General features: G+C 59.6%; 23 protein-coding genes. 2 read left to right on the forward strand and 21 right to left on the reverse strand.

The window, feature by feature from the left end; all coding sequences use genetic code 11:
- The first annotated feature begins 24 nt into the window (after positions 1-24).
- A complete protein-coding gene (locus BLV09_RS00325) occupies positions 25-1,662 on the forward strand; it encodes a carbamoyltransferase family protein (protein ID WP_146685901.1) in 1,638 nt (545 codons plus the stop codon).
- A 15-nt stretch (positions 1,663-1,677) separates the two neighbouring features.
- On the opposite strand, the gene BLV09_RS00330 is transcribed toward BLV09_RS00325, so the two are convergent.
- The 12 genes from BLV09_RS00330 to BLV09_RS00385 all read right to left on the reverse strand — a co-directional run bounded on the left by BLV09_RS00330 (position 1,678) and on the right by BLV09_RS00385 (position 14,659).
- Entirely contained in the window at positions 1,678-2,433 is a 756-nt protein-coding gene (locus tag BLV09_RS00330) for an FkbM family methyltransferase (RefSeq protein ID WP_167558577.1), read from the reverse strand.
- Positions 2,434-2,503: 70 nt separating this feature from the next.
- Entirely contained in the window at positions 2,504-3,823 is a 1,320-nt protein-coding gene (locus BLV09_RS00335; RefSeq protein WP_244548934.1) for a hypothetical protein, read from the reverse strand.
- A gap of 48 nt (positions 3,824-3,871) precedes the next feature.
- The gene (locus BLV09_RS00340; protein WP_146685903.1) at positions 3,872-4,837 is read right to left on the reverse strand and encodes a UDP-glucuronic acid decarboxylase family protein; all 966 of its coding nucleotides are present in this window, start codon (positions 4,835-4,837) and stop codon (positions 3,872-3,874) included.
- A 153-nt stretch (positions 4,838-4,990) separates the two neighbouring features.
- On the reverse strand, positions 4,991-5,740 hold the full coding sequence (locus BLV09_RS00345; RefSeq protein ID WP_146685904.1) for a glycosyltransferase family 2 protein: 750 nt from the start codon (positions 5,738-5,740) through the stop codon (positions 4,991-4,993).
- A gap of 12 nt (positions 5,741-5,752) precedes the next feature.
- Positions 5,753-7,156, reverse strand: a complete 1,404-nt coding sequence (locus tag BLV09_RS00350; protein WP_146685905.1) for a capsule biosynthesis protein — start codon at positions 7,154-7,156, stop codon at positions 5,753-5,755.
- Positions 7,153-8,550 (reverse strand): surface carbohydrate biosynthesis protein, encoded by a 1,398-nt coding sequence (locus BLV09_RS00355; protein WP_244548935.1) that lies wholly within the window; start codon positions 8,548-8,550, stop codon positions 7,153-7,155. The genes BLV09_RS00350 and BLV09_RS00355 overlap by 4 nt, the downstream gene beginning before the upstream one ends.
- Before the next feature lie 27 nt (positions 8,551-8,577).
- Positions 8,578-9,510 (reverse strand): hypothetical protein, encoded by a 933-nt coding sequence (locus BLV09_RS00360; RefSeq protein ID WP_146685906.1) that lies wholly within the window; start codon positions 9,508-9,510, stop codon positions 8,578-8,580.
- Positions 9,511-9,630: 120 nt separating this feature from the next.
- Positions 9,631-11,166 (reverse strand): lipopolysaccharide biosynthesis protein, encoded by a 1,536-nt coding sequence (locus BLV09_RS00365; RefSeq protein WP_146685907.1) that lies wholly within the window; start codon positions 11,164-11,166, stop codon positions 9,631-9,633.
- A gap of 10 nt (positions 11,167-11,176) precedes the next feature.
- Complete coding sequence (locus tag BLV09_RS00370; protein WP_146685908.1) at positions 11,177-11,995, reverse strand: SDR family oxidoreductase; 819 nt, start codon at positions 11,993-11,995, stop codon at positions 11,177-11,179.
- Positions 11,992-12,708, reverse strand: a complete 717-nt coding sequence (locus BLV09_RS00375) for an acylneuraminate cytidylyltransferase family protein (protein ID WP_146685909.1) — start codon at positions 12,706-12,708, stop codon at positions 11,992-11,994. The genes BLV09_RS00370 and BLV09_RS00375 overlap by 4 nt, the downstream gene beginning before the upstream one ends.
- Positions 12,705-13,613 (reverse strand): Gfo/Idh/MocA family protein, encoded by a 909-nt coding sequence (locus tag BLV09_RS00380; RefSeq protein ID WP_146685910.1) that lies wholly within the window; start codon positions 13,611-13,613, stop codon positions 12,705-12,707. The genes BLV09_RS00375 and BLV09_RS00380 overlap by 4 nt, the downstream gene beginning before the upstream one ends.
- Positions 13,610-14,659, reverse strand: a complete 1,050-nt coding sequence (locus BLV09_RS00385; RefSeq protein ID WP_146685911.1) for a nucleotidyltransferase family protein — start codon at positions 14,657-14,659, stop codon at positions 13,610-13,612. Before BLV09_RS00385 ends, BLV09_RS00380 begins: the two co-directional genes overlap by 4 nt.
- A 231-nt stretch (positions 14,660-14,890) precedes the next feature.
- Between BLV09_RS00385 and BLV09_RS00390 the strand changes: the two genes are divergently transcribed.
- Positions 14,891-15,532 (forward strand): acetyltransferase, encoded by a 642-nt coding sequence (locus tag BLV09_RS00390; protein WP_146685912.1) that lies wholly within the window; start codon positions 14,891-14,893, stop codon positions 15,530-15,532.
- On the opposite strand, the gene neuB is transcribed toward BLV09_RS00390, so the two are convergent.
- From neuB to BLV09_RS00435, 9 genes are all read right to left on the reverse strand, one after another.
- The gene (gene neuB / locus BLV09_RS00395; RefSeq protein WP_146685913.1) at positions 15,508-16,581 is read right to left on the reverse strand and encodes an N-acetylneuraminate synthase; all 1,074 of its coding nucleotides are present in this window, start codon (positions 16,579-16,581) and stop codon (positions 15,508-15,510) included. The two genes, BLV09_RS00390 and neuB, sit on opposite strands and share 25 nt — an antisense overlap.
- Positions 16,578-17,756: a UDP-N-acetylglucosamine 2-epimerase gene (gene neuC / locus BLV09_RS00400; protein WP_146685914.1), complete on the reverse strand. Its 1,179-nt coding sequence runs from the start codon at positions 17,754-17,756 to the stop codon at positions 16,578-16,580. The genes neuB and neuC overlap by 4 nt, the downstream gene beginning before the upstream one ends.
- The gene (locus tag BLV09_RS00405) at positions 17,749-18,972 is read right to left on the reverse strand and encodes a LegC family aminotransferase (protein ID WP_146685915.1); all 1,224 of its coding nucleotides are present in this window, start codon (positions 18,970-18,972) and stop codon (positions 17,749-17,751) included. Before BLV09_RS00405 ends, neuC begins: the two co-directional genes overlap by 8 nt.
- Entirely contained in the window at positions 18,956-19,975 is a 1,020-nt protein-coding gene (locus BLV09_RS00410; protein ID WP_146685916.1) for an NAD-dependent 4,6-dehydratase LegB, read from the reverse strand. Before BLV09_RS00410 ends, BLV09_RS00405 begins: the two co-directional genes overlap by 17 nt.
- 173 nt (positions 19,976-20,148) lie before the next feature.
- On the reverse strand, positions 20,149-21,360 hold the full coding sequence (locus tag BLV09_RS00415; RefSeq protein WP_100387013.1) for an HAD-IIIA family hydrolase: 1,212 nt from the start codon (positions 21,358-21,360) through the stop codon (positions 20,149-20,151).
- 90 nt (positions 21,361-21,450) lie between these two features.
- On the reverse strand, positions 21,451-22,344 hold the full coding sequence (locus BLV09_RS00420) for a hypothetical protein (RefSeq protein WP_146685917.1): 894 nt from the start codon (positions 22,342-22,344) through the stop codon (positions 21,451-21,453).
- Positions 22,345-22,367: 23 nt separating this feature from the next.
- On the reverse strand, positions 22,368-23,189 hold the full coding sequence (locus tag BLV09_RS00425) for a class I SAM-dependent methyltransferase (protein WP_146685918.1): 822 nt from the start codon (positions 23,187-23,189) through the stop codon (positions 22,368-22,370).
- A gap of 248 nt (positions 23,190-23,437) precedes the next feature.
- Positions 23,438-24,859, reverse strand: coding sequence for a DUF6418 domain-containing protein (locus tag BLV09_RS00430; protein ID WP_100382891.1), 1,422 nt, complete (start codon positions 24,857-24,859; stop codon positions 23,438-23,440).
- Positions 24,856-25,659: a hypothetical protein gene (locus BLV09_RS00435; protein WP_146685919.1), complete on the reverse strand. Its 804-nt coding sequence runs from the start codon at positions 25,657-25,659 to the stop codon at positions 24,856-24,858. Before BLV09_RS00435 ends, BLV09_RS00430 begins: the two co-directional genes overlap by 4 nt.
- Between the last annotated feature and the right edge of the window lie 178 nt (positions 25,660-25,837).

Raw genomic sequence — 25,837 nt, forward strand, 5'->3', positions numbered from 1 at the left:
TCCCATTGGCAGGTATGAAACGAAATGTATGTGATTGGTATTAGCTCCGGGATCAAGCACGGTCACCACGATGGTGCCGCGGTTCTGCTTCGTGACGGAGAGCTGATTGCAGCAGCCGAAGAAGAGCGTTTTACGCTGGCGAAACACGCCCGCGGCGAGCTTCCGCGCGGCGCCATCGATTTCTGCTTGAAGCAGGCCGGCATCACCATTCGCGATGTGGACTATATTTGCTCGCCGTTGAAGACCTACGTTAATTACACCCAGCGGCTGACCGAATATTTTAAGTATCAATTTGGTCACAGCCCCAAAATCGAGCTCTATGATCATCACCTCTGTCACGCCGCGAGCAGCTTCTATGGCTCGGGCTTTCCTGAGGCGACAGTTATTTGTTTCGACTTTTCCGGCGATTCAAGCTCCGGCGTCGTGGTGCATGCGAAGGGCAATGATTTTCGCGAATTGACCCGCTTTGGCCGGCATAACAGTCTCGGGCTGTATTACGGGATGCTTACCCAGTATCTCGGCTACCAGATGACCAATGACGAATACAAGGTGATGGGACTCTCATCCTATGGCAGCCCGCGCTACCTCGAGCAATTCGCCACCATCCTGCGCCCCGAAGGTTTGAGCTACGAGCTTGATGGCGCGCTCGACAAGCGGTTGCGTGACAAGGAAATCTACACCAGCGACTTTTCAACGCGGCAAGAACGAATCTTCACTGAAAAGCTCGAAGACCTGCTGGGTCCTCGCCGGATTCGCGGGCAGGCGCTGGATCAGCGGTTTACCGACATTGCGGCCAGCGGCCAGAAACAGCTCGAGGTTATCGCCACCCATGTCACGCGGGCGGCGATCAAGGCCTCAGGCTGCGCCGACCTATGCCTCGCCGGCGGCGTATCATTGAACTGCAAAATGAACATGGAGATTGCGGCCGAGCCTTCAGTCGGCAAGCTCTACGTTCCTCCGGTGCCGCACGATGCCGGCGTGGCGCTCGGGGCCGCGATGCTCAAATGCGCCGAAGCCGGTCACAAGATCGCACCGCTGACGCACGCTTATTGGGGGCCTGAGTATTCCAATGACGTGATCAGGTCGACCCTCGACAAGATTGGCGCCCGGTACGAGCTGGTTGATGATCCCGCCACCCGTTGCGTCACCGACCTCGTTGAGCAGAAAACGGTCGGCTGGTTTCAGGGGCGTATGGAGTATGGCCCGCGCGCACTCGGCAACCGCTCGATCATCGCGGACCCGCGATCGGCCGATATGAAAGACCGGATCAATGTTACCATCAAATATAGGGAAGAGTTTCGCCCGTTTTGTCCGTCGGTCCTGTTCGAGCGGCAGGCGGATTATTTTGAAGACACCTTTGACGCCCCGTTCATGGTCGTCACCTTCCCGGTCAACGAGAGCGTCAAGCAAAAGATCCCGGCCGTCGTTCATGTTGACGGCACCGCGCGGCTTCAAAGCGTCCATCCGGAAACCAATCCGCTTTACAGCCGTCTGATCGGTGAGTTCGCCAAGGCAAGCTCGGTGCCCATGCTGATCAACACCAGCCTCAACGTCAATGAACAGCCGACGGTGAACTCGCCGCTGGAGGCACTGCACACCTACTTCTGCTCCGGTCTCGACGTGCTTTTCCTCGGGCCTTACCGGTTGTCGAAGTCGAACTGATAGCGACGACAGCGGTCAGAATTCGAAGGTGAACTCCGGCAGTCCCGCGTAGTTGGGACGATCGAGGCCCGCGACCGGATATTTCAATTGCGACGGCGGCGGGACCGAATTGAAAAACCGCTTGTGGAGGAATGTAATTTCCGGGGCGATTGGAAAATGGAACGCCATTCCCCCCATGTTATTGCCGTGAAGGTGCACGATATAGAAATCGCGCTTGATTTTCTCGATGAAGGAATTGAACGGGCCAGAGAGAATGTCGACGTCATGAAATTCGATCGCCATCGCGACGATGTTCTGGGAGTGTCGCAGCAGGTCATCGAGCACGCGATATTCGCTTCCTTCGATGTCCATTTTGACAAAAACCGGGCATGCCGCCGGCAGGCGCGCGAAGACGTCTTCGATCGTGACGCTGTTCTCCTGCCTGTCGCGCCAAACCCTTTGTTTGAAATGGATATTGTCGGCGCGAAAAAATGTCAGGTAGTCGATCCAGGTAAAGATCTTGCGGAATGCGCTTGCCTTGAACTGCAGGATAAAGCGCGGCAGCTGACCGATCGAATACTCGAGGGCCGTTCGCAGAGAGACGGTGTGATCGTAGCAATGGATCAGGGCGGCGGGGTTATGCCTTTTGAAATCGCGTTCAAAGCTCCAGTCGTGCGAAAGGCCGAACGACAGTAGCGCGTTGGCCGCAGCTAACGCATCGAGCGGAACGACGTAGCCGCCGTCATTTGCATTTCCGACCCGCGCAAGCGAGTTGCAGGCAACGGGACGCAAATCAGCAAGCTGAACTGGGTCGCCAATCTCGGATTTTACCGTTCGAGTTGAACTGCTCGACTCCACGCCTTCACGCCTTTGCTTGGTTTTGGCTCGCGAAAATCACGCGCGGTGTGATGTACCACAGCAGGAAAAGAAACGCTGCGCCATGTGTCAACAACGCAGTCGTGAGGGGCACGTTCATGAGATCTTGCGGAAGCAGGGCCCCGGAGATCAGGACGAAGCGGGGCGGCAGGCCGGCCGACAGCCGGTTGCCGAAGGCGATCACAAGCCCGCACGCGAACGCTGCGATCGGCGCGAGAAGTAATCCTACGGAGGCAATGCCCTCTGTCGCGAATAACGAGGCATTGAGGTTTCCGAACCCGTAAGTGTGGTCCATCACGACGGAGAGCGGATCCTGGTATGGGCAATGCACCAGCGACTTTAAGAATGATATCTGACAGAAATAGGTATGAGGGTGATACGAGAAATATTCGTTATAGATGTCTATGGCGCTCGATTGTGCCGCAATCATCCGGATGTTGACGATGTTGAAATACGTGCGTCCGAGATCGCCGATCGGGCCGGCTATAAAAAGAGTTGTGATGAGCCCAACGACCAGCGGTATAAAGAGCGACAGGATGACCGTTTTTCTTGCCTCAAAGACCCTCGAGAGGATCAGCATCGTAACGATCCAGGCTGGTGTGAAAAAAGCGAACTTGCTCAGCGTGATTGGATAGAACAGCAGCAAGAGAAGCAGCGTGATGGCGGCTCGCCAGCGATAATTGAGCGTCCAATAGCAGGCAAAAGCGAACGGCAACAGCGCGCTCGACGTAATGCCGATCAAATAGCGGATGACGGCAGGGAAACCGAGTTCGTCGCGAAAATCGTAGATGCGGCTGAGGGAAACCAGTCTGAAATTGTAGGTGGACGCCACCAGGATCGTTCCCAGCGCCAGCACCAGCACAAAACTCAGGAGGTGCTCCAGCGCCCGGGGCGACAGCTCGAATATCTGCTTGACCCGCGTCCTGATCAGCAGGGCGGGGCCCAGAAACACGAGCAATGAGACCGCCGCCGAGAGGCCGGCCAATTTGCGGTCGTAATTATGTTTCGTGAAGACATCGATCCACAGGAAGCCAAGTATCAACGTATAAAAATAAAAGCCGACAAAATAGCCGAAGCTGAAACGAGCGACCACAAACAGCAATGAAAGCGACGAGAAGGCTGCGGCAATAACGATCGCGTAGGCAAGCAGGTCTGGATTATAAGATATGTAAAACTGCCGTTCCGAGACTGTGACCAGCGAGACGCAGCAGACGACGGTATGCAGAACAATCAGGATGAGCAGCGCGGGGTTCGACAGGAGTCTCAGGCGCACGCGCTCGACGATGCCGGGAAGCGAACTCATCATGGATAGGGCGCCTGAGCGAGTGATGAAGAGTATCGTCCTGCCGATCAATCAGGCCAGTTCGAGCGAATGCTTGAAGTAGGCGATGGTCTCTTTCAAGCCATCGTCGAGCGCGACTTTCGGTTGCCAATCAAGCAGTGCGTTGGCCTTGGAAAGATCCGGCTGGCGTTGCCGCGGGTCATCCTGCGGCAATGGCTTGAAGATCAGCTTCGACCGGGATTTGGTGAAGCTGATGACTTTTTCGGCCAACTCCACGATCGTGAATTCCGAGTTGTTGCCGAGATTGATCGGGCCGGTGCATGCATTTTCCGTCAGCATCAGACGGGTAATCGCCTCGACGAGGTCGTCGACATAACAGAACGACCGGCTTTGTCCGCCATCGCCGAACACGGTGATGTCGTCGCCCTTGAGCGCCTGAACGATGAAGGATGAAACGACCCGGCCGTCGTTCGGCTGCATCCGCGGGCCGTAGGTATTGAAAATGCGCGCGACCTTGATCGGCAGCTGGTGTTGCCGCCAATAGTCGAAAAACAAGGTTTCGGCGCAGCGCTTGCCCTCGTCATAGCAGGAACGTATCCCGATCGGATTGACGTTGCCCCAATATTCTTCCGGCTGGGGATGCACCAGCGGATCGCCATATACCTCGCTGGTGGAAGCCTGGAAGATGCGGATGCCAAGCCGTTTGGCGAGACCGAGCATGTTGATGGCGCCGTGAACGCTGGTCTTGGTGGTTTGCACGGGGTCGCGCTGGTAGTGAACCGGCGAAGCCGGGCAAGCCAGATTGAAAATCGCATCGACCTCGACGTAGAGAGGAAACGTCACGTCGTGACGCATCGCCTCGAACAGCGGATTGGACAGCAGATGAGCGATATTGCGCCGGCTGCCGGTGAAATAGTTGTCGACGCAGATCACCTCCGCGCGCTCGGCCAGCAGTCGCTCGCACAAATGGGAACCAATGAACCCCGCGCCACCCGTGACCAGAATCCTGTTATCTGCGTAGTTTCGCTCAAGGGGCATGGTCGCTCCCAAAACCTTCATTTAATTGGCCGGATTTCGTTTCGCGCCGGCCGTCGGCGGCCCGCGGATTGGTATCGGCAATAGGAAACTTCGCCAACCCTTAATCAGGGCACGCTCCGTTTGAGGTAACTGGATACCCTGATGCGGGCGCCTTCAGAACTCCCGCCGCTTCAGCCACGCCCGCGCGCTCCAGTGCGCAAAGCACCAGGCTGATTTGAGCAGCGAAAGCCCTTCTACGTTGCGGTAGATGTGCCAGACCCAGCCGGCGGACCGCATTGGGCGGCTTGAGACCGAGACGCCCCTGACGCGGTAGCGCGCCAGATCCTCGTTAAGCCCCCAGGCGACATGTCCGGGCTTGAGGATGCTGAGCCAAAGACAGAAATCGTCATAGGGTTCGTTTTTCATGGCGATGTTGCCCGCGATGTCGCGGTCCACGAGCGCGGTCAGCGTCGCGATCGAGGTGTTCTTGATCAATTGCTCGTAGGTGAGCGAAGCCGGCACCGGGATCAGCCGGCCGGTCGTCGATCCGTCTTCATTGATGCGGCGAAACGCCGTGAAGCTGAGGGCCGCGCGATGCTCGCGCGCGAAGGCGATCTGCCGCTCGAGCTTGGGCGGCAGCCAGAGATCGTCGCTGTCGAGAAAGGCGATGAAGCGGCCCTGGGCCTGTTCGATGGCGGCCTGACGCGCCAGCGCCGGCCCGCCGTTGCGGGGCTGCCGGATCAGCTTGATCCGTGGATCTTTTGCCGCGTAGCTCTCGATCACGGCAGCGGTGTTGTCGGTCGAGCAATCGTCGGCGATCAATAGCTCCCAGTCGCCGAGGGTCTGGGCCTGCACCGACTCGATGGTCTCGCCGATCAGGCGCTCCACATTCCACGATGGGGTGATGATCGAAACGAGCGGCATGCAGCAAACCCCTCAGGACGCCGCAGGCGGTTCGGCGATCGCCGAGACTAGCGATGCAGCGAAGGTGTCGAGCTGCTGCGGATGGTCGATGTAGAGCTCGCCGGGAAACGATTTGCGCCATGCCGTCTCGAAATAGGGGGCGGCCTTGGCCGGATCGAATCCTTGGGAATGCAGGGCCTCGCGCAGGCGCTGCGGGACATCCCTGAGGCGATCCACCGCGAAGACGAGCGGGCAGGAGCGATAGAAAGCGTCGCCCATGACGATCACGGGCTTGCCGAGCAGCACCGCTTCGGCGCCGGACTTGCTGTTGACGGACACGACGGCGTCGGCACGGCCAAGCACCGCGTAATTGTTGGTCTGCGGCGGCAACAGGATAAAATTGTCGAATCGCCGGGCCAGTTCGAACAGGCGGCCGGCGGGGATCGCGCCGATCTGCGCCGGGTGCTCTTTCACGACGAGGGCATGGGTATCGGGAATCGTGCGCAGCAGGAAATCGATGGTCGCGACCTGATCGAGATATTCCGGCGAACGCAGCGTCAGCGCCATGTCGGCCGGCACATGGAGCGGGTAGTAAACGAACGGCGTCTCCGGCATCGGACGATACAGCTTGCGAAGCCGCGTTGCGCCAACCGCCATCGCCGCGTGCGCCCGCGCGTGCCGCAGATTATGTCCAAACTCCTGGTGCTTGCCCAGTGCAAACTGGTCCCAGAGTTTTTCGACCAGGCGGCGGGCATTGCGGGCGTTGGCGATCTTGTTGAACGCCGCGGAATATTGATGCCGGTCCTTCTGGGGGATCACGATCGCGCGCTGCTTGAGCGTCTGGTCGAGATAATTGCGCACATCGGCAGAGATCGCGTCAGCCGGGATTCCCATCGTATCAGGCGCGGTAAAGCTATCGGGCGTGTAATAAAGCCGGCCGCGAAAGAACGACGGTTCGATGAACCAGTTGCGGATGCCGCGCTTCTTCGCCGCATAGAAGCATGCAATGACCGAGAGAAAGCCGCCAAGCTCCTGAACCACGATTGCGCGCTGTCCGCGCGCGGCGAGTTGATCGAGGACCAGCTCCATGGCGTTACTGTAGATCATGAACCGCCTGCGCAGGGCGGCGGTGCTGCGGATTCCAAACGTCACACGCTCGTGGCTGAACAGGAAGTTCGTTCCATCGAGATCATAATCGATGACGCGCGCCGCGAAGGCACCCTGATCCTCGACCGGCGCGCTGCCCTGCAAGCCCGTTCGATACATGTTGACGACGGGAACGCCTTGCTCTGTCGCCATCTCCGCGCTGCGGTCGTCGAAGGCGAGTAGCTGGACTTCGCGTCCGGCGTCGCGCAGCCGCTGCGCCACCGGAATCCAGAACCGTGTCTGGTATTCCGCGAGCGTGGTGATCAGGATGATTTCGGGCGAGGTGGTCATGTGCGAATGGGACGTTGTTCTACGACAATACTGGCCAGGGGCAATCCAGTCTTGACGCATCGCGCGCGCGTCGCGGTAAAAAGTGACGGGTCGCGGTTGTCATGAATGGCGATCCGCTCCAGCAGCGTCCCGACATCGGCGGGTTCAATTCGCTTGTCGCGTCGCGCGGGGCTGAACCAGGTGCGCAGTTTTTCGGTCGCGGCTGATCCGAACAGCAGGCTGGCGGCGCCCTTGGCGATTTGTCCGCGACTAGGGTTCGGCCGCGTGCCCCTGAGTGCGCTGGACAACGAGACAAACGGCTGGCGACGATCTTTCGCGCTGACAAGAATATCGGCGACCCGTTCGGCGGCCAGACCGTCATTGCGATAAAAGAACGCGTCGATATCAGCGGCATGAACACCCGCAAAATCGAATTTACCGGTTTCTTCATCGAGATGATCGATCGTGGCCAACAGTTCGTCGAACGATGCGACGGCGCGGCTGACGCGCGCGGGCAGCAGGGCATGTCCGGCCGTCGCCGGCGTATTAAGATATTCCAATTGAATCGGCAGTTTTTCGAGCAGCACGGCTTCGACCGCCGTACCGCAGTTGAGGTGGATGACCGCTGCGGCATTCTGGATCATGTCGAGGACGCTTCCCGTTCCGTCCACCACGACATTGGAATGCCGGGCGAGCGCGGTGCGATAGACCTCTTCGCTCTCGAAAGGGTGCGGGCGCAGCAGGATGGCGCGATCCGGCCGCGCTTCCGCGAGCCGACCGATCTCGATGAGATAATTGGCAAAGACCTGCTTCAAATCGGGAAGGAAGCGGTCGATATAGGCTGCGTCCCATCCGGCCCGGATCATGGCTTCGCGCTCGGCACCGGGCTTGCTGGAAAAGCGGGAATTCACCAGCGGGAAATTGGCATTGACCAGCAGATAGCCACGCCGTTCGCCATCGAGCAGTTTTCGCCAGCGGGGGGCCGCGAAATCGAAGCGAGGACAGCCCGTGAGGTGAAGCTGATCCGGCTTCATGGTCTGGTTGTCGTTGAACGCTTCATGCAGCCGCCCGCCCCAGAAAAAATAACCCGACAGGACGTCGGCGTAACCGCTGTTCTTGATATAGGCGGCCATGGCCGGCGGCGAGTTGCCGCCTTTTTCCGCGAGCACGCCGCCCTCGGTGTCGAGCACATGGAGCGTGAGTCCGGCCTCGGCAAAGCTCCGCATCAGGCCGAGATTGGCCGCGCGCGCGTAATTGACGACCAGCGTATCAAGTCCAAGGCGCGGTACGTCAACGCCCTGCTCGTACATCGGGATGATCGCAACCGATGCCCCGCGCGAGGCGAGTTGATAGGCGGCCAAAACACTTCCCGCCAAGTCACGCTTGGGGTGATCCACCACCCATCCGATACGCACGATTATCAGCTCCCCGGGGAATCCGGATCAGAGGCGCATCACCGCGCGGTCGACTTCGCTCAGGGAACCAGCGGCCCGGAAACGGGCGGGCGGCTCGGGATACATGCGCGGGGGTTGAATATAGGTTGCGGTGTAGAGCAGGCGGGTCCTGTCCGACAAAATGCGGCTGCCCATATGCAGACAGCGGGCGGTGTTGACGATGAATGAGGACAGGCGAGGCGCAATAATCTCCTTGACCGCGGAGCGATCCACTTTCGAGAAAACCTTGTCGTCGCTCATGTGGCTCTTGAGCGTATTGCGGAACGATTTCGACGACGGCGCCGGGATGAATGTCAACGGGCCGTCCTTGTTGTCGCGGACGTCGGTGAGATAGATGAAAAGCTTGCAGACCCGCTTGTCGTCATGGTCGAGATGCCAAAGCTGCGAATAGCTCAGCGGCTTGTTCTCGGTGGGTCGCGACAATGTCAGCAGAACGTCCGATAGTTGCGGAAGCTCATGCATGAAATCGCCCATGATGCGGAGAACGCTGGGCTGCAGCGCGTAGCGCACGAACGGGTGATCGGTGGCGAACGCGCCGTTGACCAGATCCTCGTCGAGCAGGCTGACCCAGAACGACTTGTGGCCGAGCTGCTGCTTTCCGGCGAGTTCATCAAGCCGGCTGACCTTGTTGTCAGCGACGCCGGCGACCGCTTCGGCGAGGTTTCGATCGACGATCGAGGTCACGTCGACATAGCCATCTTCACTGAGCTTGCGGCTGGCCTCGCTCCATTCCGGCGTGACCGGAAGCGTGTTGAGCATTTCGATCCGCTTGGCGCGGGCGCCCAGCTGCATGCCGGTGAGCGCGGTTTTCGTCACCCAGCCGAGATCGGTCCGGTTCACGTGCCAGAGCAGGCGGCGGAACTGACTGATCTTCTGTTTCTTCGGCGCTGGTACCGCGGAGGCAGCGTTGACCATGGTCATGTTGGCTCACTTGAATAAACAGGGGCAGTTTTTTGAACACCCGCAAAGTGCCACTGCGTCGGTATTAAGGTAGTTCCCGAACCCGCTTGTCTTATACCCTGCGAAGCGGCTTTTCTAGTTTTAAAGTATTGCCGGCGAGGCATCCGGTCGCCCGAGGAAAGAGCGCCCGAAATCAAGAAACAGGCTGCGTTCCTTGCGATCGAGCACAAGAAAATACTGCGCGATCCACGCGGCCGCACTGTAAGCGCACATGAGGATCGCGATCATTACGATTCCTGGATAAGCTCTAAAATGCAGGAAGGCAGCCAGCATGACGGCTCCCACCGCCAGGATCGCCAGATGGGTGCAGACCGCAACAAGGAACTTTTTCGGGGCGATCTGCAATTCCTTGACGAATATCGACAACTGCCACGGCAAGGTCGCAACGGTTCCGATCGCTTGACCGAGAATGTAGGCGCGTTCCCCTAACCACTGTGCCGTCGCGAATGTAACGACCGCCCAGATGGCGAGCTGAATGCTCATCAGCCAGTTCAACCGTGACTGCACCTTGGTGCGCGTCATGAACAGCGTGTTGCCGAAGATCACATATTGGGCGGACATGGCGACCACGAACATCACGCCCATCCAGTGGGCATAAGGGGTGATCTGTGGACCGATCCAGATTTGCATGATGGCGGGTGACAAGACGGCAGCCGCGACCATGGGAGGAACCGTCACCATCGGCAACAAGGCGATACCTGCCTCGCCAAAGCGGTTGAACTGCTTGACATTGGCGCGCTGATCCAGCCGGCTGACGACCGGCAGGAGCGCGGACGTCAGCAAGCTTGCAACCACTTTGACCAGGCGAGGAATGCGGACCAGCGTGTCGTAGATGCCGACGCTTTGCGGTCCGAGATAGATACCGATCAGGAACGGCTGAATCGGCGCGATGATGCCTCCGATCAGTTTTCCCTGCATGACAAGAAGGCAGCGGGTCAGCACGTCCTTCCTGACATCGCGGCTCGGCATCGACAATGTCGTGCGGTATCGTTGGAAAGCTGCCGTGGCGGAGCCGAGCAGAATAAGCGCACGCAGAACATTGCTGCCGAGAAAGCAGTAGGCGACCACCTCATAGGGGTAACCGGCATTAGCCACGTAAATCGTGGCGGCGACGTAGAGTGCCGTGGTGAAAAACTCGGCCACACGCAAGAGACCGTAGCGTTCGAAGCCCTTGACGACGCCTTCCCAAACCAGAGCCGGGAACAGCAGGAGATTTGCAGCGGTGGTGTAACGGAGAATGTCTGTAAAGCTGGCGACGTGCGCCGGTTCGATTTTGAACTGCGCGACCATGAGCGGAATCATAAACCAGCTCAGCGCGCTCAACGTGCCGGCCAGAAGCACCGAGACAATCGTCAACAGCAGAAGCTGGCTGCCGCCGATGGCCCAATTGCGATGTTCGCGCGCGCGAGCGACCACCTGGGTTGTCACCTCGGGCAAGCCGAAGTCGATAATGCCGAGTAGCCCGCTGGGCAGCAACAAGCGTGCAAGGACGATGAGACCGAATTCGGTAACGCCCCAGGTCCGGATGATAATGGGAATAACGACGACGCCCAGCACGGCGACGGCGCCGAACACGATCGCGGAGATGACGGTATTTTGGACCAGGCGCTTCAGCATCTTTCAGGGCTTACCATGCGCTCAGGCCGCCATCGACGGCGATATTCTGGCCGGTTACATAAGATGCCGCATCCGACACCAGGAACAGGACCGCTCCCACCATCTCATCGGCGCGCGCCATCCTGCCGAGCGGAACGCGGGCGCCATAGCGCTGCTTGAACGTATCGTTCTGTCCGCTCTCGACGCCGCCCGGCGTGAGCGTGTTGACCCGCACGCCCTGCGCGCCCCAGTAGGCGGCGAGGTGTTTTGTCAGGCCAATAACGCCTGCCTTGGAGGCGGTATAGACTGCGGGCGTGTTGATCGCGCGCCCCAGATATTCGGAACCTTCGTAAATGCGCTGATCCGGCGCCATCAGGCCGTAAATCGATGCGGTCTGAACGATGCTGCCATAGCCGCGCCCGGCCATCAGGGTTCCGAAAACCTGGGCCACGTTGAACATGCCGTCGAGATTGACGGCCATGATTTCCCGCCAGGTTTCCAGTGAGAACGTTGCGACCGGCGCGAAGAAGGCATCGACGTCGCGGGTCTTGCTGGCGGCGTTATTGAGCAGGATCGAAACCGGCCCGAGGTCGGCTTCGATCGCATCGGCGACGCGGCGGACGGCTTCGGGCTGCGTGATGTCGCAGGCATAGCCTTTCGCGCGGGTGGAATGGCGCGCGGATATCTCGGATGCGGCGCTTTGGACCGCTTGCTCGTCGAGATCGAGGAGGGCGACATTGGCGCCAAATTCAGCCAGACCTTCGGCGAAGCGGCGTCCCAGAATTCCGCATCCGCCGGTGATAACGGCGGTGCGCCCACTGAGATCGAACAGATCCTTGAATCCCGTCATGGTTTGATCTCCGTGGATTCCAGCCGCTTACGGAGCAGCAGTTCCACCAGCATAAAGTCGAGGTTGGAGTCGATGTCGGCGGAGCGCTCTTCCGGCATCTCGAACAGTCGTGTGTCCGGATAGAACACGGCCGGATTTTCAAGAAACGCGGCGACGCGCCAGGCGTAGATCGATGCGTTCATGTCGAAGCAACGCGGTGCATCCTGACGGCGCATGATCGGAGGATCCGCCACCTTGGACAGGCCGACCGTGCCGTCTGCGCGCGCCTCGACGAGATTGAAATAGGGCGATCGGTGCGCGGGCGCGCCGGTGATGACATTGCGCGCGCCGGATTGCTGGAGGAGTTCGACCACGCCCGTGATGTCGGACGGCAGCCGCAGCGGTGACGTCACGTCGAGATCGACGAAGATATCGGGCGTGGTTCCGGTGCGGGCCATTGCCTGCTCAAGACAGTGACGTATCGCGGGAAGTTTTGGCGCTGTATCGGTCGCCATCGCGTCGGGTCGCTTGACCGCGATATCGGCGCCTGCCTTTAGGGCGGTCTCCAGCAGCAGATCGGAATCGCTGCTGAATGCGATCGCCTCAAACAAACCGGTCTGCCGCGCCTGCTCGATGGTCCACGCCAGAAGCGGCTTGCCGAGCAGATCGCGGCTGTTCTTGCCGACCACTCCCTTGGAGCCGCCGCGCGCGCATATCGTGCAAAGCAAGGTCATGCCGATATCCATGTCCGCGAATGCAGGGCGCGTTCGCTGGCGTCAATCAGGCCCATGACGGCGAGCCCTTCCGGCAAGGAGCAGATCGGGTCCAGACTCTTGATCGCGGCAAGATGCATCGCCTTGTAGCTCTGGTCACGCTCGCTCGGATATTCATGAACCTCGCCATTGATGGTGAGCCGTCCACTTGCAACGTCGGCCTCGATGGTATCGTCCTCCAGGTTGATCCGGATCTTGCGGATTCCCGGCCGATCCAGATAGTCCATGTGCACTTGCACCGCCTGCGATCCATGCATCTCCAGCAGGAGACTGATGTGATCGTCCACCTCGAGCTGCCGGGCTCCGGACGAGCCGCCGAGCGCGGCCACGCGCTGCCAGGGGCCGAACAGCCATAGCAGATAATCCAGTTCGTGGCTGAGATCCCGCAGGACGCCGCCACCGGCCGCCGTGGTTGCCGACGCCGTCGTGCGATGGTCGCGTCCCGGCCGCCAGTCCCTGATGTCCTGGCCGACATAGGCCGAAACCGTGATGGCCCGTCGTCCGCGTATCCGCTCGGCGAGTGCCGTCATCACCGGATGGAAACGCAGATTGTAGCCGATGACGAGGCTGGCAAACGGATAATCGGCGATCGGCCCGGCACGTGCAAAAAGCGGCTTCTCCACCAGAACCGATCCGCGAAAACCGGCGTCGGCGAGTTCGCGAAGCGATGTGGCGTGACCGGCGGTTTCGGTCGCGATCACGACATATGCCGGACGGGCACCAGCGATGGCGCTGGCGATCGAAGTGTAGTCGCCGCCGCCGCGACGGCTGACCGTCGTAACACCGCATCCAAGCTGTTGCAGGACGCGCGCATGCCGTTGCCCGATCGAACCGAGACCAACGACGACAGCATCCGGCAATGTCACAGGAAGACCTCGTGAAACTCCGCATGTGCCTGTTCGAAATCTTCCATCCGGCCGATATCAAGCCAGTATTCCCGGATCGGGTAGATCGCGACACGGCCCTTGTTGGCAACGATGCGCTCGAGCACCGTCGGCATATCGATCCGGGTACCGCGTTCGACGTGATCGAAGGCAGTACGCCCGACCACATAGATGCCGGCGCTCACGAACCAGGACTCGGTCGGTTTTTCCCTGATGGTCTGGAGATAGCCTTCGGATGCGGAGACGACGCCATAGGGAACGTGCACCTTGTGCTCACGCACCGCCATCGTGGCTTCTGCCGGTGTGCCGTTATGGAAGTCGAGCAGCGCGCCGTAATTGATGGTGGTGAGAATATCGCCATTGGTGACGACCATCGGCAAATCCGGTGTTGCCGGCAACATCCCCAGCGCACCCGCCGTTCCCAGCCGTTCCGTTTCACGGACATACTGGATCGCGGCACCGAGCGCCGAGCCATCGCCGAAATGGTCCACGATCATCTCGGCCTTGTAGTTCACCGAGATGAAGATGTTCCTGAAGCCCTGTTGCACGACGTTGCGAACAATGGTCTCCAACAGCGGCCGCCCGCCGACACTGAGCATTGGCTTCGGCCGGTCTTGCGTCAACGCGCCGAGCCGTTCACCGAGCCCGCCGGCCATGATGAGAACGGGATTGGGATAGTTCGGTGTTTCGAGCAGCTCGTCGAATGTTTCAACTTCGACCAGCTGACCGCTTTCGTCGAGCAGCGGAAGTTGCTTGATGAACTTTTGCCGCATCAGATGCAGCCGCTCGTCACGCGACAGCGTTGCCGGCGCCGACACGGGCTTCGGATTCATCACGTCGGTTGCGAGTCCCGAGAGGGCAATTCCGCGCAGCAGGCCTCGCCGGATGTCACCGTCCGTTACGATGCCGAGCAGGCGGCTTGAACCATCCAGCACCAACGCGACCTGAATGCTGCCGCTCTCGATCGCCGCAATCGCCTCGCCCACAGTCGCCTGCGTTCCAACGACGGCTTTGCGCCAGGATTTCATGGCTTTTGCCTCGTACTCGCCAGATATTAACGGCGCTCGACGGTTAATTCCGGTATATCGCGGCTGCGAACGGCGGCGTCAATCCCCAATGGGGGACCGCCCCCCGCCAACTTCGTTAACGCCGGTTTTGGCTTGGGATAAACGGTTTTTGACAACCTCCGGGGCCCTCGGCCCGATCGGTTTGAACGCCATCTGATTGGCGGTTAAACTGAGCTTTAGCAGGGAGCGCGGATGGACGATCTGATCATTATAGGTGGTGGTGAGCACGCGTTCATGGTCTATGAAGCGGCGCTGCAATCCGACCAATTTCGCCTCCTGGGTTTCGTGGACAGGCAACAGGGCATGCTTGGTGAGGCGGATTATCTCGGCACGGATGCCGTCATCAATAAATATCCCGACGCGCATTTCATCCTGGGTGTTGGCGCCATGCGGGCGGGCAGCGCGCGAAAGACATTGGTGGGTCGGCTGGGAATTACCAAATGGGCATCGCTGGTCCATCCGCGCGCGAGCGTTTCGTCTTTCGCGAAACTCGGCGTCGGGACGGTGGTGTTGCCCGGGGCCATTGTGAATGCGAGGTCCAGTATCGGAGATCACTGCATCATCAATTCCGGCGCGATCGTCGAACATGATGTCCGGATCGATAGCTATACGCATGTTTGCCCGGGAAGCATCGTCGGCGGCGGATCGACCATCGGCGAGAGCTGCTTCATCGGCCTGGGCAGCCGGGTGCGGGATCACGTTTCGATCGGCAAGGATTCATTTGTGGCGATGGGCGCCATCGTCACGGCCTCATATCCTGACGCATCGGAGTTGAGCGGATTCCCGGCCAAAGCAGCAGCCGCTCCGATTCAGAGCGGATCGTCGGCCTCGTAGGGCCGCGTGGTAGCCGTTCCAATCAACGACCAGTATTCGATCGGCGAACGGCCTGAGCCAGGCCGCTTGGTCGTGATGTCAGCGGGACCGAGCACTTCTCCGGCCTTGAGCGGTCGCGCCGCGACGACGCTTTTTCGCGCAACGGGAATATTCCTGACCTCTGAATTCCTGGGCGTCTTCACGCCGTCGCCGAGCGCGGCTTCGATATTGCGAATGGCCGACACCATGCGCTTGAAATCGGCAGGCTCCAGCGACGCCGCATGGTCGGGGCCCTCGGCCTTGCGGTCGAGCGTGAGGTGTTTCTCGATAATGCCGGCGCCGAGCGCGACCGCGGCCAGCGATATCTCGATGCCGTCGGTGTGGTCGGAGTAGCCGACCGGAAGCTGGAATGCGCTCCGCATCGCGGCCATTGCCGCCAGATTCACGTCGCCGGGCGGGCAGGGGTACTCTGTCGTGCAATGCAGCAGGCTGACATGCTGCGCGAGGCGCCGGCGGGCCACCGGGTCGCGCCATGACGCGCGGAACGCCGCAATGCTGGGGGCCTCGTTGCTGCCCGAATAGCCGTGGGCCAGCACGCCCAACGCCTCTTCGACCTCTCCCAATGTGGCCATGCCGGTCGACAGGATCAGCGTCGCGCCGGCCTGGGCGACCAGGTGCAACAGCGGGGCATTGGTCAGATCGCCAGAGCCGATCTTGATGCGCGGCAGATGCAGCGACAACAGGAACTCGAGCGACTGATGATCGAACGGCGTCGACAGAAATTCGATGCCGCGCTGCCTGGCATGCGCGATCAGCGCATGATGGGCCGATTGCGGCAATTCGAGCCGTTGCAGCATGGCGCGCTGGCTTTCCGACGCGTCGGTGGTGCGCTGCTGATAGTCCGCCTTGACGGCTGAACGCCCCGCCAGCGAATTGGCGTTGAAGGTCTGGAACTTCACGATGTCGGCGCCGGCGTCCGCCGCCGCGTCGACCAGCGCGAGCGCCGTTTCCAGGCTGCCCGAATGATTGACGCCGGCCTCGGCGATGATGAGGGTGCGATGCCCTGTCATGGCGCTGCTCCGCCGGGCGGGATGTCGTAAAAGCCCTTTTTGAGCAGTGCCCGGAAATCCGGGAGGGCTGCGATCACGTCCGCAAAACGTTGGCTGGACTCGCCGTCACCATAGGGGCTGACGGTGGGCTGCCGGCCATGGATCAATGCTTTCGAGATGGCCGCTACGATCGCGTTCCGCTCGGGAGTCGTGTTGAACACGGAACTGGCGTGCTCGCGCCCCTTCTGCCGATCGCCGATATCGACGGTTGGGACATTGAGCGATGGCGCTTCAAGCACCCCACTTGAGGAATTGCCGATCACCACATCGACCTGGTTCATCAAACTGATGTAGCGAAGTTGTCCAAGTGACGCCACCGCAATGGTGTTCGGTCGGCTCGCCACAAATGCTTCGATCCGGCCGTTCAGGGCGCGGCCCTCGGCGTCGGCGTTGGAGAGCGTGAAGAACAGACGGAACTCCGGATCGAGTGTCGAGAGCGCTGCAAACAACTCATCCAGCGCGTTGACGGAGCGGCCGGCCTCGATCGTCAGCGGATGGAAGGTGACGAGCGCGTTGCGCGGGCCGATCGCCATCCCGACTTCGCGCCCGATGGTTTCGCGATCCATCGGCTTCAAGCGTTTAATGGCATCGATGCCGGGGGAGCCGATGGTGTGGATGCGCGAAGGATGTTCGCCGAGCTGCATCAGCCGCCGCGTCGAGTCCTTGTTGCTGGTGAAATGCAGATGCGACATCTTGCTGATGGCGTGACGGGTCGATTCATCGACCACGCCTTCGGTGACGTCGCCGCCGAACAGATGCGCCATCGGCAATCGCATGAACATCGCCGCCTGGGCCGCCGCCAGGGTTTCGTAGCGGTCGCCGAGCACCACGACGAGGTCCGGTTTCAGCCGCGCAAACGCATCGGCAAACCCGATCACGCCGAGCCCGACCGATTTGGCAACGCCGACGCCGGAGTCGCTGCTGAGCAGCGTTTCGACTGACTCGTCGACGTCAAAACCTTCGTCCCGGACATTGGTGACGGTGTAGCCGAATTCGGGCGACAGATGCATCCCGGTGGCGATCAGTTGCAGCGTCAGCCCGGGTGCTTGCCGGATTGCCCGCATCGGCCAGACCAGCAGGCCGAAATCGGCGCGGCTGCCGGTCACAAAGCAGATTTTGCGGGACGTGTCAGTCATCGCGGGCCTGTATGCTGGCGCTGCTGGGCAAGTTGATGAGCCGCCGTTCGATCGATTCGGCGACGCGGAGATCGCCGCGCGGAGAGGTGGCAAACATCGGAAGCCGGTGCATCAGTGTCCAGGCCGGGCGCGCGCCGAAACCTGCGGCGTTGAGTGCGGTGAGCACCTCATCGCGCAAGGAGGCGTGGGCTTCATCGAGCAGGATCGCATTCAGCCAATAATTGCTGCTGGTTCCCTCCGGCTCGCGCGCGAAGCGAACGCCTGGAACGTCTTCGAAAACCCGATCATAGGTCGCCGCCAGCAACCGTTTCTTGTTGAGGAAACCGTCGAGCTGTTCGAGCTGGGCGCATCCAAGCGCCGCATTCAGGTTGGGCAGCCGGTAGTTGAAGCCGATTTCATCATGCACGAAGGCCCATTTGTGCGGCACCTTCGCCGTGGTCGTGAGATGCTTGGCGCGGCGGCCGAGTTCCTCGTCGTTGGTGAGAATCGCGCCGCCGCCTCCGGTCGTCACGATCTTGTTGCCGTTGAAGCTCAGCGCGGCGAGGCGAGCCTGCGAGCCGACCGCATGTCCGTTGTAGGTCGATCCCAGCGATTCCGCGGCGTCTTCAACCAGCGGAATGTCCCAATGCCGCGCGATCACTGCAATTCCGTCCATATCGACGGGATGGCCGAACGTATGCATCGGCACGATGGCGGCGATCCGGCGGCCGGTCTCGCGGTTGATCGTGCCGCCTGGACTGCGCTGCGCGACCGCATCGAGGCGGGTGCCGAGCGCCCGCGAATCCATTCCGAGCGTCTTGATTGAGCTGTCGACAAAATGCGGTGTCGCTCCGCAATAGGCGATCGCGTTGGTGGTCGCGATGAACGTCAGCGCCGGCGAAATCACCTCGTCGCCCGGTTCGACGCCGGCCAGCCTGAAACAGGCATGCAACGCTGCGGTGCCGTTGACGACCGCGATTGCGCGTTTGGCGCCGGTGAATTCTTCCAGCATGTGCTCGAAGCGGTCGACGAACTTGCCGACCGACGACACGAAGGTGCTCTTGATGCATTCCTCGAGATAGGCGAGCTCGTTCCCGGCAAACACCGGCTCGTGCAGTCCGAGAGTGCCATTGGGTGTTCCCACGGCGTGCTGGACCGCGGCAACGATCGTTCGGACGTCAAAGCGATCGGGGTTCGTTGCCGGAATGCTCACCTTCTCCTCACACGTTGTAGACATCAGCTTTGTAGCGCGCGAGATTTGCCGGGTCCATAAACCATTGCGCTGTGTTTTGGAGTCCGCGGCGCATGCCGTCTATCCCGCCAAACTCGGGCGACCAGCCCAGTTGCTGGCGGGCCTTGGAGTTGTCGGCCCAAAGCCGCTCCACTTCACTGTTGGCGGGCCGTAACCGCGCCTCGTCGGTTTCGATCTCGAGCTCGGTCCCCATCACCTCGGCGATCATCTTGGCGGTCGCGCCGACCGATATCTCGAAGCCGCTTCCCAGGTTGATGGTTTGGCCGACGGTCTGTTCCGCCGGCGCGGTCAACCCTGAAATCAGGCCGCGCGCGGTATCGGTCACAAACGAGAAGTCGCGGGTTGGGCTGACGGCGCCAAGGCGGATCCTGCGCTTGCCCGCAGCGAGCTGGCTGATGATCGTGGGGATGACGGCGCGCGCTGATTGCCGCGGCCCGTAAGTATTGAACGGCCTGATGACGACGACCGGCATATCGAAGGAGGCGTGAAATGACAGCGCCATCTGGTCGGAGGCGATCTTCGAGGCCGAGTAGGGCGACTGCCCGACCAGCGGATGGCTCTCCTTGATCGGCACGGTCTGTGCGGTGCCGTAGACTTCGCTGGTCGATGTTTGAACGAAGCGGCGCACGCCAACGTGACGGGCAGCCTGCAGAACGTTCACCGTACCCCGGACGTTGGTTTCGACGTAAGAGTCGGGCGCTATGTACGAAAAAGGAATCGCGATCAGCGCCGCCAGATGCATGACGTCGGTACATCCCGCCGCGGCCGCGATCATGAAATGCGGATCGCGAATGTCGCCGGCTATGACTTCCACCGACTTCATGACATCAGCGGAAACGGTGTCGAGCCAACCCCACGAGTTGAAGGAATTATAATAGACGACGGCTTTGACGTTCGCGCCCGCCCGAACCAACTCTTCGACGACATGCGATCCGATAAACCCGTCGCTGCCGGTGACGAGAACGCGGGCGTCCTTCAGATCTTCCATACCGGACCCCAAAAAGCGATTATTGCAGTCTTCGCAATGCGATGGCGCTATAGCATACCAGTCGCTCCGCGCAACCGAACCATGGCCAAATGCTTAAAAACCGGCACGATCGGAGGTGCTTATGCCACTGCGACCGACCGATGGCGACGGCCTCAAGCGGCCGGCCTCTCGGTCTATTTCGGCGCGTAAGCTGGCCTGAGCGGCAAATGCTGCTTCACAAAGGCCTCGAGGTTGCCACCTGCAAAGAGGTGCCCCTGCAGGCCGGCGGCACGGGCTGCTTCAAGGTCGTGCGCCTTGTCACCAATCAGGATGCTGCCATCGGTGTCGACGGCAAATCGGCCGAGCAGGTCCGTGATCATTCCGGGCGCGGGCTTGCGCCGATCGCTGACGCGACGATAGCGCTCGACGGTTCCTTCGGGGTGATCGGGGCAATATTCGAATGCGTCGATATGCGCGCCGATGACCGCCATTTCATCGGCCATCCAGCGGTGCAGCGCCTGGACATGGCTCTCTTGGTAGAAACCCCTGGCGACGCCGGATTGATTGGTCACGACGAAGGCAAAATATCCGGCATCGTTGACCGCCTTTACCGCTTCGCGGGCGCCGTCGATCCACCGCAGCTTGCTTGCCTCGAAGATGTAACCTGAATCGTGATTGAGGACGCCGTCGCGGTCGAAGAACACGGCTGGACGTCTCAATCGTTCATTCAGTTCGACATCTGCGCGCGCGAAGTCCTTCGGGATTCCAATGTCGATGAAATACCCGCGATACGACGTCCCGGTCATGGCGCGGTTGGCGACGAGTGTCGGGAAAATATCCTGCTCAAGCGAAACGGGCAGGTGGTTGATGCCGGCAATGATCGACCGATCGATCACATAGACACCGGCGTTGACCGGGCCGGTCGCGCCCTGACCGGGCGCGATGAAGGCGCGAACCCGGTCATTGTCGAGCACAACGCGGCCATACCGGTCACCCACGACGTCGGCACGCAACGCCATGTGGACGAGGCTGGCACTTGCCCGAGACACCAGATCGAGGATGTTGAAGTCGAAGAATGAATCGCCGTTGAGAAGCAGAAAGCGCTCCTGCAACAGGCTTGCGGCGTGAACCAGCGCGCCTCCGGTTCCAAGCGGCGCCTGCTCCAGCGAGACGAGCAGGCGCGCACGTCCCCTGACGGCACCGGCATAACGCGCCTGAATGCTCTCGGCCTTGTGGCCGGCCAGCAGCAGGATTTCGTCGAACACGTCGTAGCGTGCGATCTCATCGATCAGCGTATCGAGAAACGGCCGGCCGCCGACATGCAGCATCGGCTTCGGCGTCGTCTTTGTCCGCTCCCCGAGCCGCGTGCCAAGGCCACCAACCAGGATGACTGCCTGTCTCAGCATCGGGCGTCCTGGCGAGGCCAAGAAAGCGCCTGAGACAAAAATGCCTGAGACAGCGGCGTACAGGCGTCCCAATCTAATGCGGCCAAACGCTCAATATTCATAACCGACGTGCTCGGGCCGATCCGAGAACGGATCGACGCAGATCCCCGCGTTGGTGCTAAGCAGATTGCGGTTACGGGCGAAGTGAGGGCGCCACGGCATGTCCGAAGGGATGAGCACGAATGTGACCACATCTCGATGACCAACCTTCGGGGATGTTGCCTTGTGGATGCAGCCGCTGTTTTCAAACAGAAGACGCGTCCCGGTCGGTCCTTCGAGAATCCGCGTGGTTCCTTTGTCGTCCAGACGCTCAACAAACTGATTGATGCGCCGGCGATCGAAGAAGCCTTCTTTACGAAGTCGGACGCTAAAGGGTTTGTCTTTCACGCTCAGCGCGCCGGTTTCAGCCACGACGTCATCCAGATAAACCATCAGTTTGATTTCCTGCTTTGGGCAGTTGTCGAGGTGCCAGAGGAAACTGGAGTCCGGCTTATCCGGTGTCGGCAAAGTCCGGTAGAAAGTGACCGCAAAAATCTTGAAATGACAGCCGTAGTAATTTTCGACGACGGCTTCCATGTCGGCATCGATGAAATCGATGACTTCAGGGACGAGTTCAAGTCCGTCAATCAAGCGATGCATGCCGTAATTGACGACAAACCCGTTGCTCTGTTCCTCGAAGCGCTTGTCGACCATCTCCTTGATGGCGCGTAGTCGCTCGGGTGTCATCTGAGCCGGAGGAGGCAGCACCTCGAATCCGTTCGCCTTGAACCTGCTCGCGGCGGCGAGCTGTTCGGGCGTGGGCTTTGAGCGCGCCTTCCAGTTGCGTCGCGCCATACTCTCGTATGAGGCGTATCGCATATTGACCTTGAGGGAGTGATTGTTGCCGAATAGCGCCACGCGTGTCTGCATCCGCGCTCTCGAAGCCAATTTGCGAAGCGATTGCATTTCCGACTCTCCCGGAGTGTAAATTATTGGGTCGCAGTGTTGCGCTTGGACAGGCGGAAGACGACCGAAGACGTGTATCTGCCCTCGTTCTCGAAATCTTCGTTCCAGTACACGTGACCAACATTAGCGTTGAATACTTCCAGCAAACTACGCGGCCCCTCGCTCAGATTGTTTTTCCCGAACCGGTTTCCTGCGCCAGGCGCAAGATGTTCGAACACAAAAACGATCAACGCCCCGTCCTTCGCAACACGGATGGTTTCCTCGATGGCTTTCGGAATATCGTCGCTGTAGGTGATCACGAAAGCGCTGTAGACGACGTCAAAGCAACTGTCGGAGAACTTCAGCTCATGCATGTCCATCAATTGCACGGCAGGAGAGTACGAAAACAGATCGATCGCCGTGAGCTTGGCGGCATCAAATCCGTACGACGACAGCAGCAATAATTCCGCTTCATTGCGCGGGCCAACCACGAGGGTGTCAAGCGTATGAAGCTTTATCCCGCGGATGGAGCGCAGGATCGCAATAATCCGCTCGGTTCGTCCTCGATTGATGATGTTGATGTTACCGAGATTGTACGGCAACACCTGCTCAGCGACGAAGTTGCTGTCAACGCCGTCTCCTTTGACGAGTTGCTTGAGCTTGTGCCCCGTCAAGCGCCAGTACAGCCGTCGCGAATGGAAACGGAAGGCGAAGACGACCGGCGTCAGTAGGAGATAATTCCTGAGTGAAGGAAGCACCGGGGACATCGGCACCAGAAATCGGCCAACGAAATCCTTGACCCTTCGCAAGAGCGAGGGAGCCGCTGCGGCGTTGCCCGCTTTGTCCAATGTCACACCCGCTTTCACGATTTGGTTGCCCCGCCGTGGTCCCGCACTCTCGGCTGCTTCTTAACGGCATTTAAGTTGGCCCGCAAGCTGAGACCCCCGGTACATCAATCCTTTCAGTGGCATAGCGCGCGCGATCAGTCGGTGCCGGAGGGTGCACATGAGCGTTCGGCAGGGTTCGCTGCTGTTTCGGGTTGGAACCGGGTGGCCCGTCAAATTTGTCTGTCGCTTCGTGGCCACACTTCAATTTCTCGTTTGTGTGAAGGCGATTACGAATTCCCGATCCAGCGAGGCGTGCGAACTCGAAACAAGACCCAGGGGAGTAACGACAATCCGGCGCGGGCAAGCCTTCGTTCAATCGAAAGCGCCAGGGCGAGAGTCGCGATCTTTATCCAATATGTTTCAACCAAGACGAAATTGAGCATGCCTCCGATGTACATGACGTAGAAGCCGAACAGAATGTACAGCGAAAGAAAAGCGGACACATAGTCGCCGCGCAGTGTTCCTCGAACGACATAGGCCGTTAAGGCTGCAGCGATGCATCCCGCTCCAAGCAAAAATGGCCATGCGAAATAGAGGCCAAAGAGTTCGAAAAAGATCTCAGGGAAGCCGCCTGCAAACTGGAATCCACGCAGGATCTGGTCCGTGGTCCGAGGTTCGCCAATGCTTTCGAACATCAGATATTGGATCGACGTATTGCGCGCCGGATCAACAGGGTCTTCAAACAGGAAATGAAAGGTAAGCGACGGGTTTAATTGCTTGTCCTCAAAAACACGCTCGAACGATGTCCATCCAATCTCACTTGGTTGAATCAGAGTGCGTTCAAATGCCTGATGCCATATCTCGCTGTCCTTATATCCCCTCACGTTTGCAAGGTTGTTATATATGGCGAAGGATATCAATCCGGCTAAAGCGACCAGCGCGCCTGCAGCGGTCAGGCGGGATGCCCGAGAAGCGAAACTGCGACGTATCCAGGAGAACCAGGCGCCATCCGAAGTTCGGTTCTGCAACGCGACGACCGCTGCCCAGGGGGTGATGAAGAAGCTGAACTGACTGTAGAACGCAGAAAACCTGTTTCCGGTAAGAAATGCATAGGCGGCCAATGCGCACATAAGCCCCGGAAAGCGCCAATCAAAGCGGCCCCGCCGAATGTACGCCGCGGCGAACATTAGTCCCCACCAGAAGGTAACAAAATTCCCGTATCTGTTTATCCAGCGATGCGCCGGACCACCCGTATAATTAAAGCGTTCGATCTGGTTGAAGAGAGGGATCGTACCTCGATGCACAAGGTCGAAAAATAGGAAGATCAGAAATATTAGTGACAATACAAATGTTAGATCCGAAAGAGATATTTCGCCGGAAGCGGCAGGTCGACTTCTCTGGGCGTCAGTGCACCACCGATCGATTGCGCTTTGCCTGAAAAAATAGAGAAACGGAATCAGGCTGACGACATAGGCAATGGAGTGAACAACCGTCGCGGTTCCCGGGCCTATGCTGCGGACAAGCTGCGAGGAATAAACCGGCCCTGCCAGATCGATATACATCGTGGCCGCCATTCGCCAAGCCAGGGTAAAGATGATGAAGAAGAAGCCAACGAAAATGACCGGGCGGCGGTTTACGAGGTAAAAAAGAAAAACAAAAAAGGACAGGCCGAACAACAAATCGGCGATGCGCTCGCTCGTCGAAATCATATGTCGGTATTCCGCCGCTTTGAGGGGTAAATTTCCAGCCCCAGCGCGAGGATGAGCGTAAACAGAATTATGCCAAGGCCTGCGAGAGCGGATAGCCGGACGCTATTGTTCGACAGAGGCCCATTAACGTAGACGTCGTTTTCGGCAGGAAATGTTGTCTTCGTCATATAGGCCTTGGCTGCCTCAAGCTGACGCAGGTGCTCACGGGTTTCGTTCCAGGTCACCCAGAGGTTCGATTTCGGGCTATCCGCATCGGTGGATGGCTGAAATCCGGGCTGTACTTTGGCGTCCTCCCATTTCTGAAGCTGCGCCGATCGCTCCCGCAAATCATCAATGGCCGTTTGCAGCATCTTGGCGTCCTGATCGAACAGTTCTTCATGGCGTTGCTCGATTCGATCGGCGATGGTTCGATAGGCCGCGCGGCAATCCGCGGCTGATGCTGCAGTCAAGTCAATCTCGATGTCGTAGTCATTCAGCGCATGGGCCCGAAGCGTGTCGAAGACGAGCCGCTTCGAGAGCGCTGCGCTGGCCGGTTCGAACTTGCTGGCCTCTGCAATGGTTTCCCGAAAAATGGGAGTGGAAATGAAGGCTACGACGATGGCATATCGTTCGACAACGCCCTGAAGATCCGGAGAACCTTCAATTATCGACGAGGGATTTACCGACGTTCCAATGTGGAAGACGGTCCTTAGACGCCACACCGGCGGATCGGGCCTGCAAAGGAACCATATCGCGCCCCCGGCGCAGATTGTCAGCAAGCCGAATATCGCGAGTTTAGAAACGACGGGCAGATTTTTCATATGGCGAATTGCTCAAAAAATTTCAGGAGCGCTCAGAGTTGCCTTTTTTCTCACCGCCCTTTTGCCACTTGCAGCATGCTCCCGGCAGTTAGGCAAGATCGCCGCGTGGATTAATCGTGGTTGTTACCGGGCTTGTCGATCGTCAACGTTGCGTCGGTTTCCGTTGAACCCACGCTTT

Source organism: Bradyrhizobium canariense (assembly GCF_900105125.1).
In the GTDB taxonomy this organism is placed as follows: Bacteria; Pseudomonadota; Alphaproteobacteria; order Rhizobiales; family Xanthobacteraceae; genus Bradyrhizobium; species Bradyrhizobium canariense_A.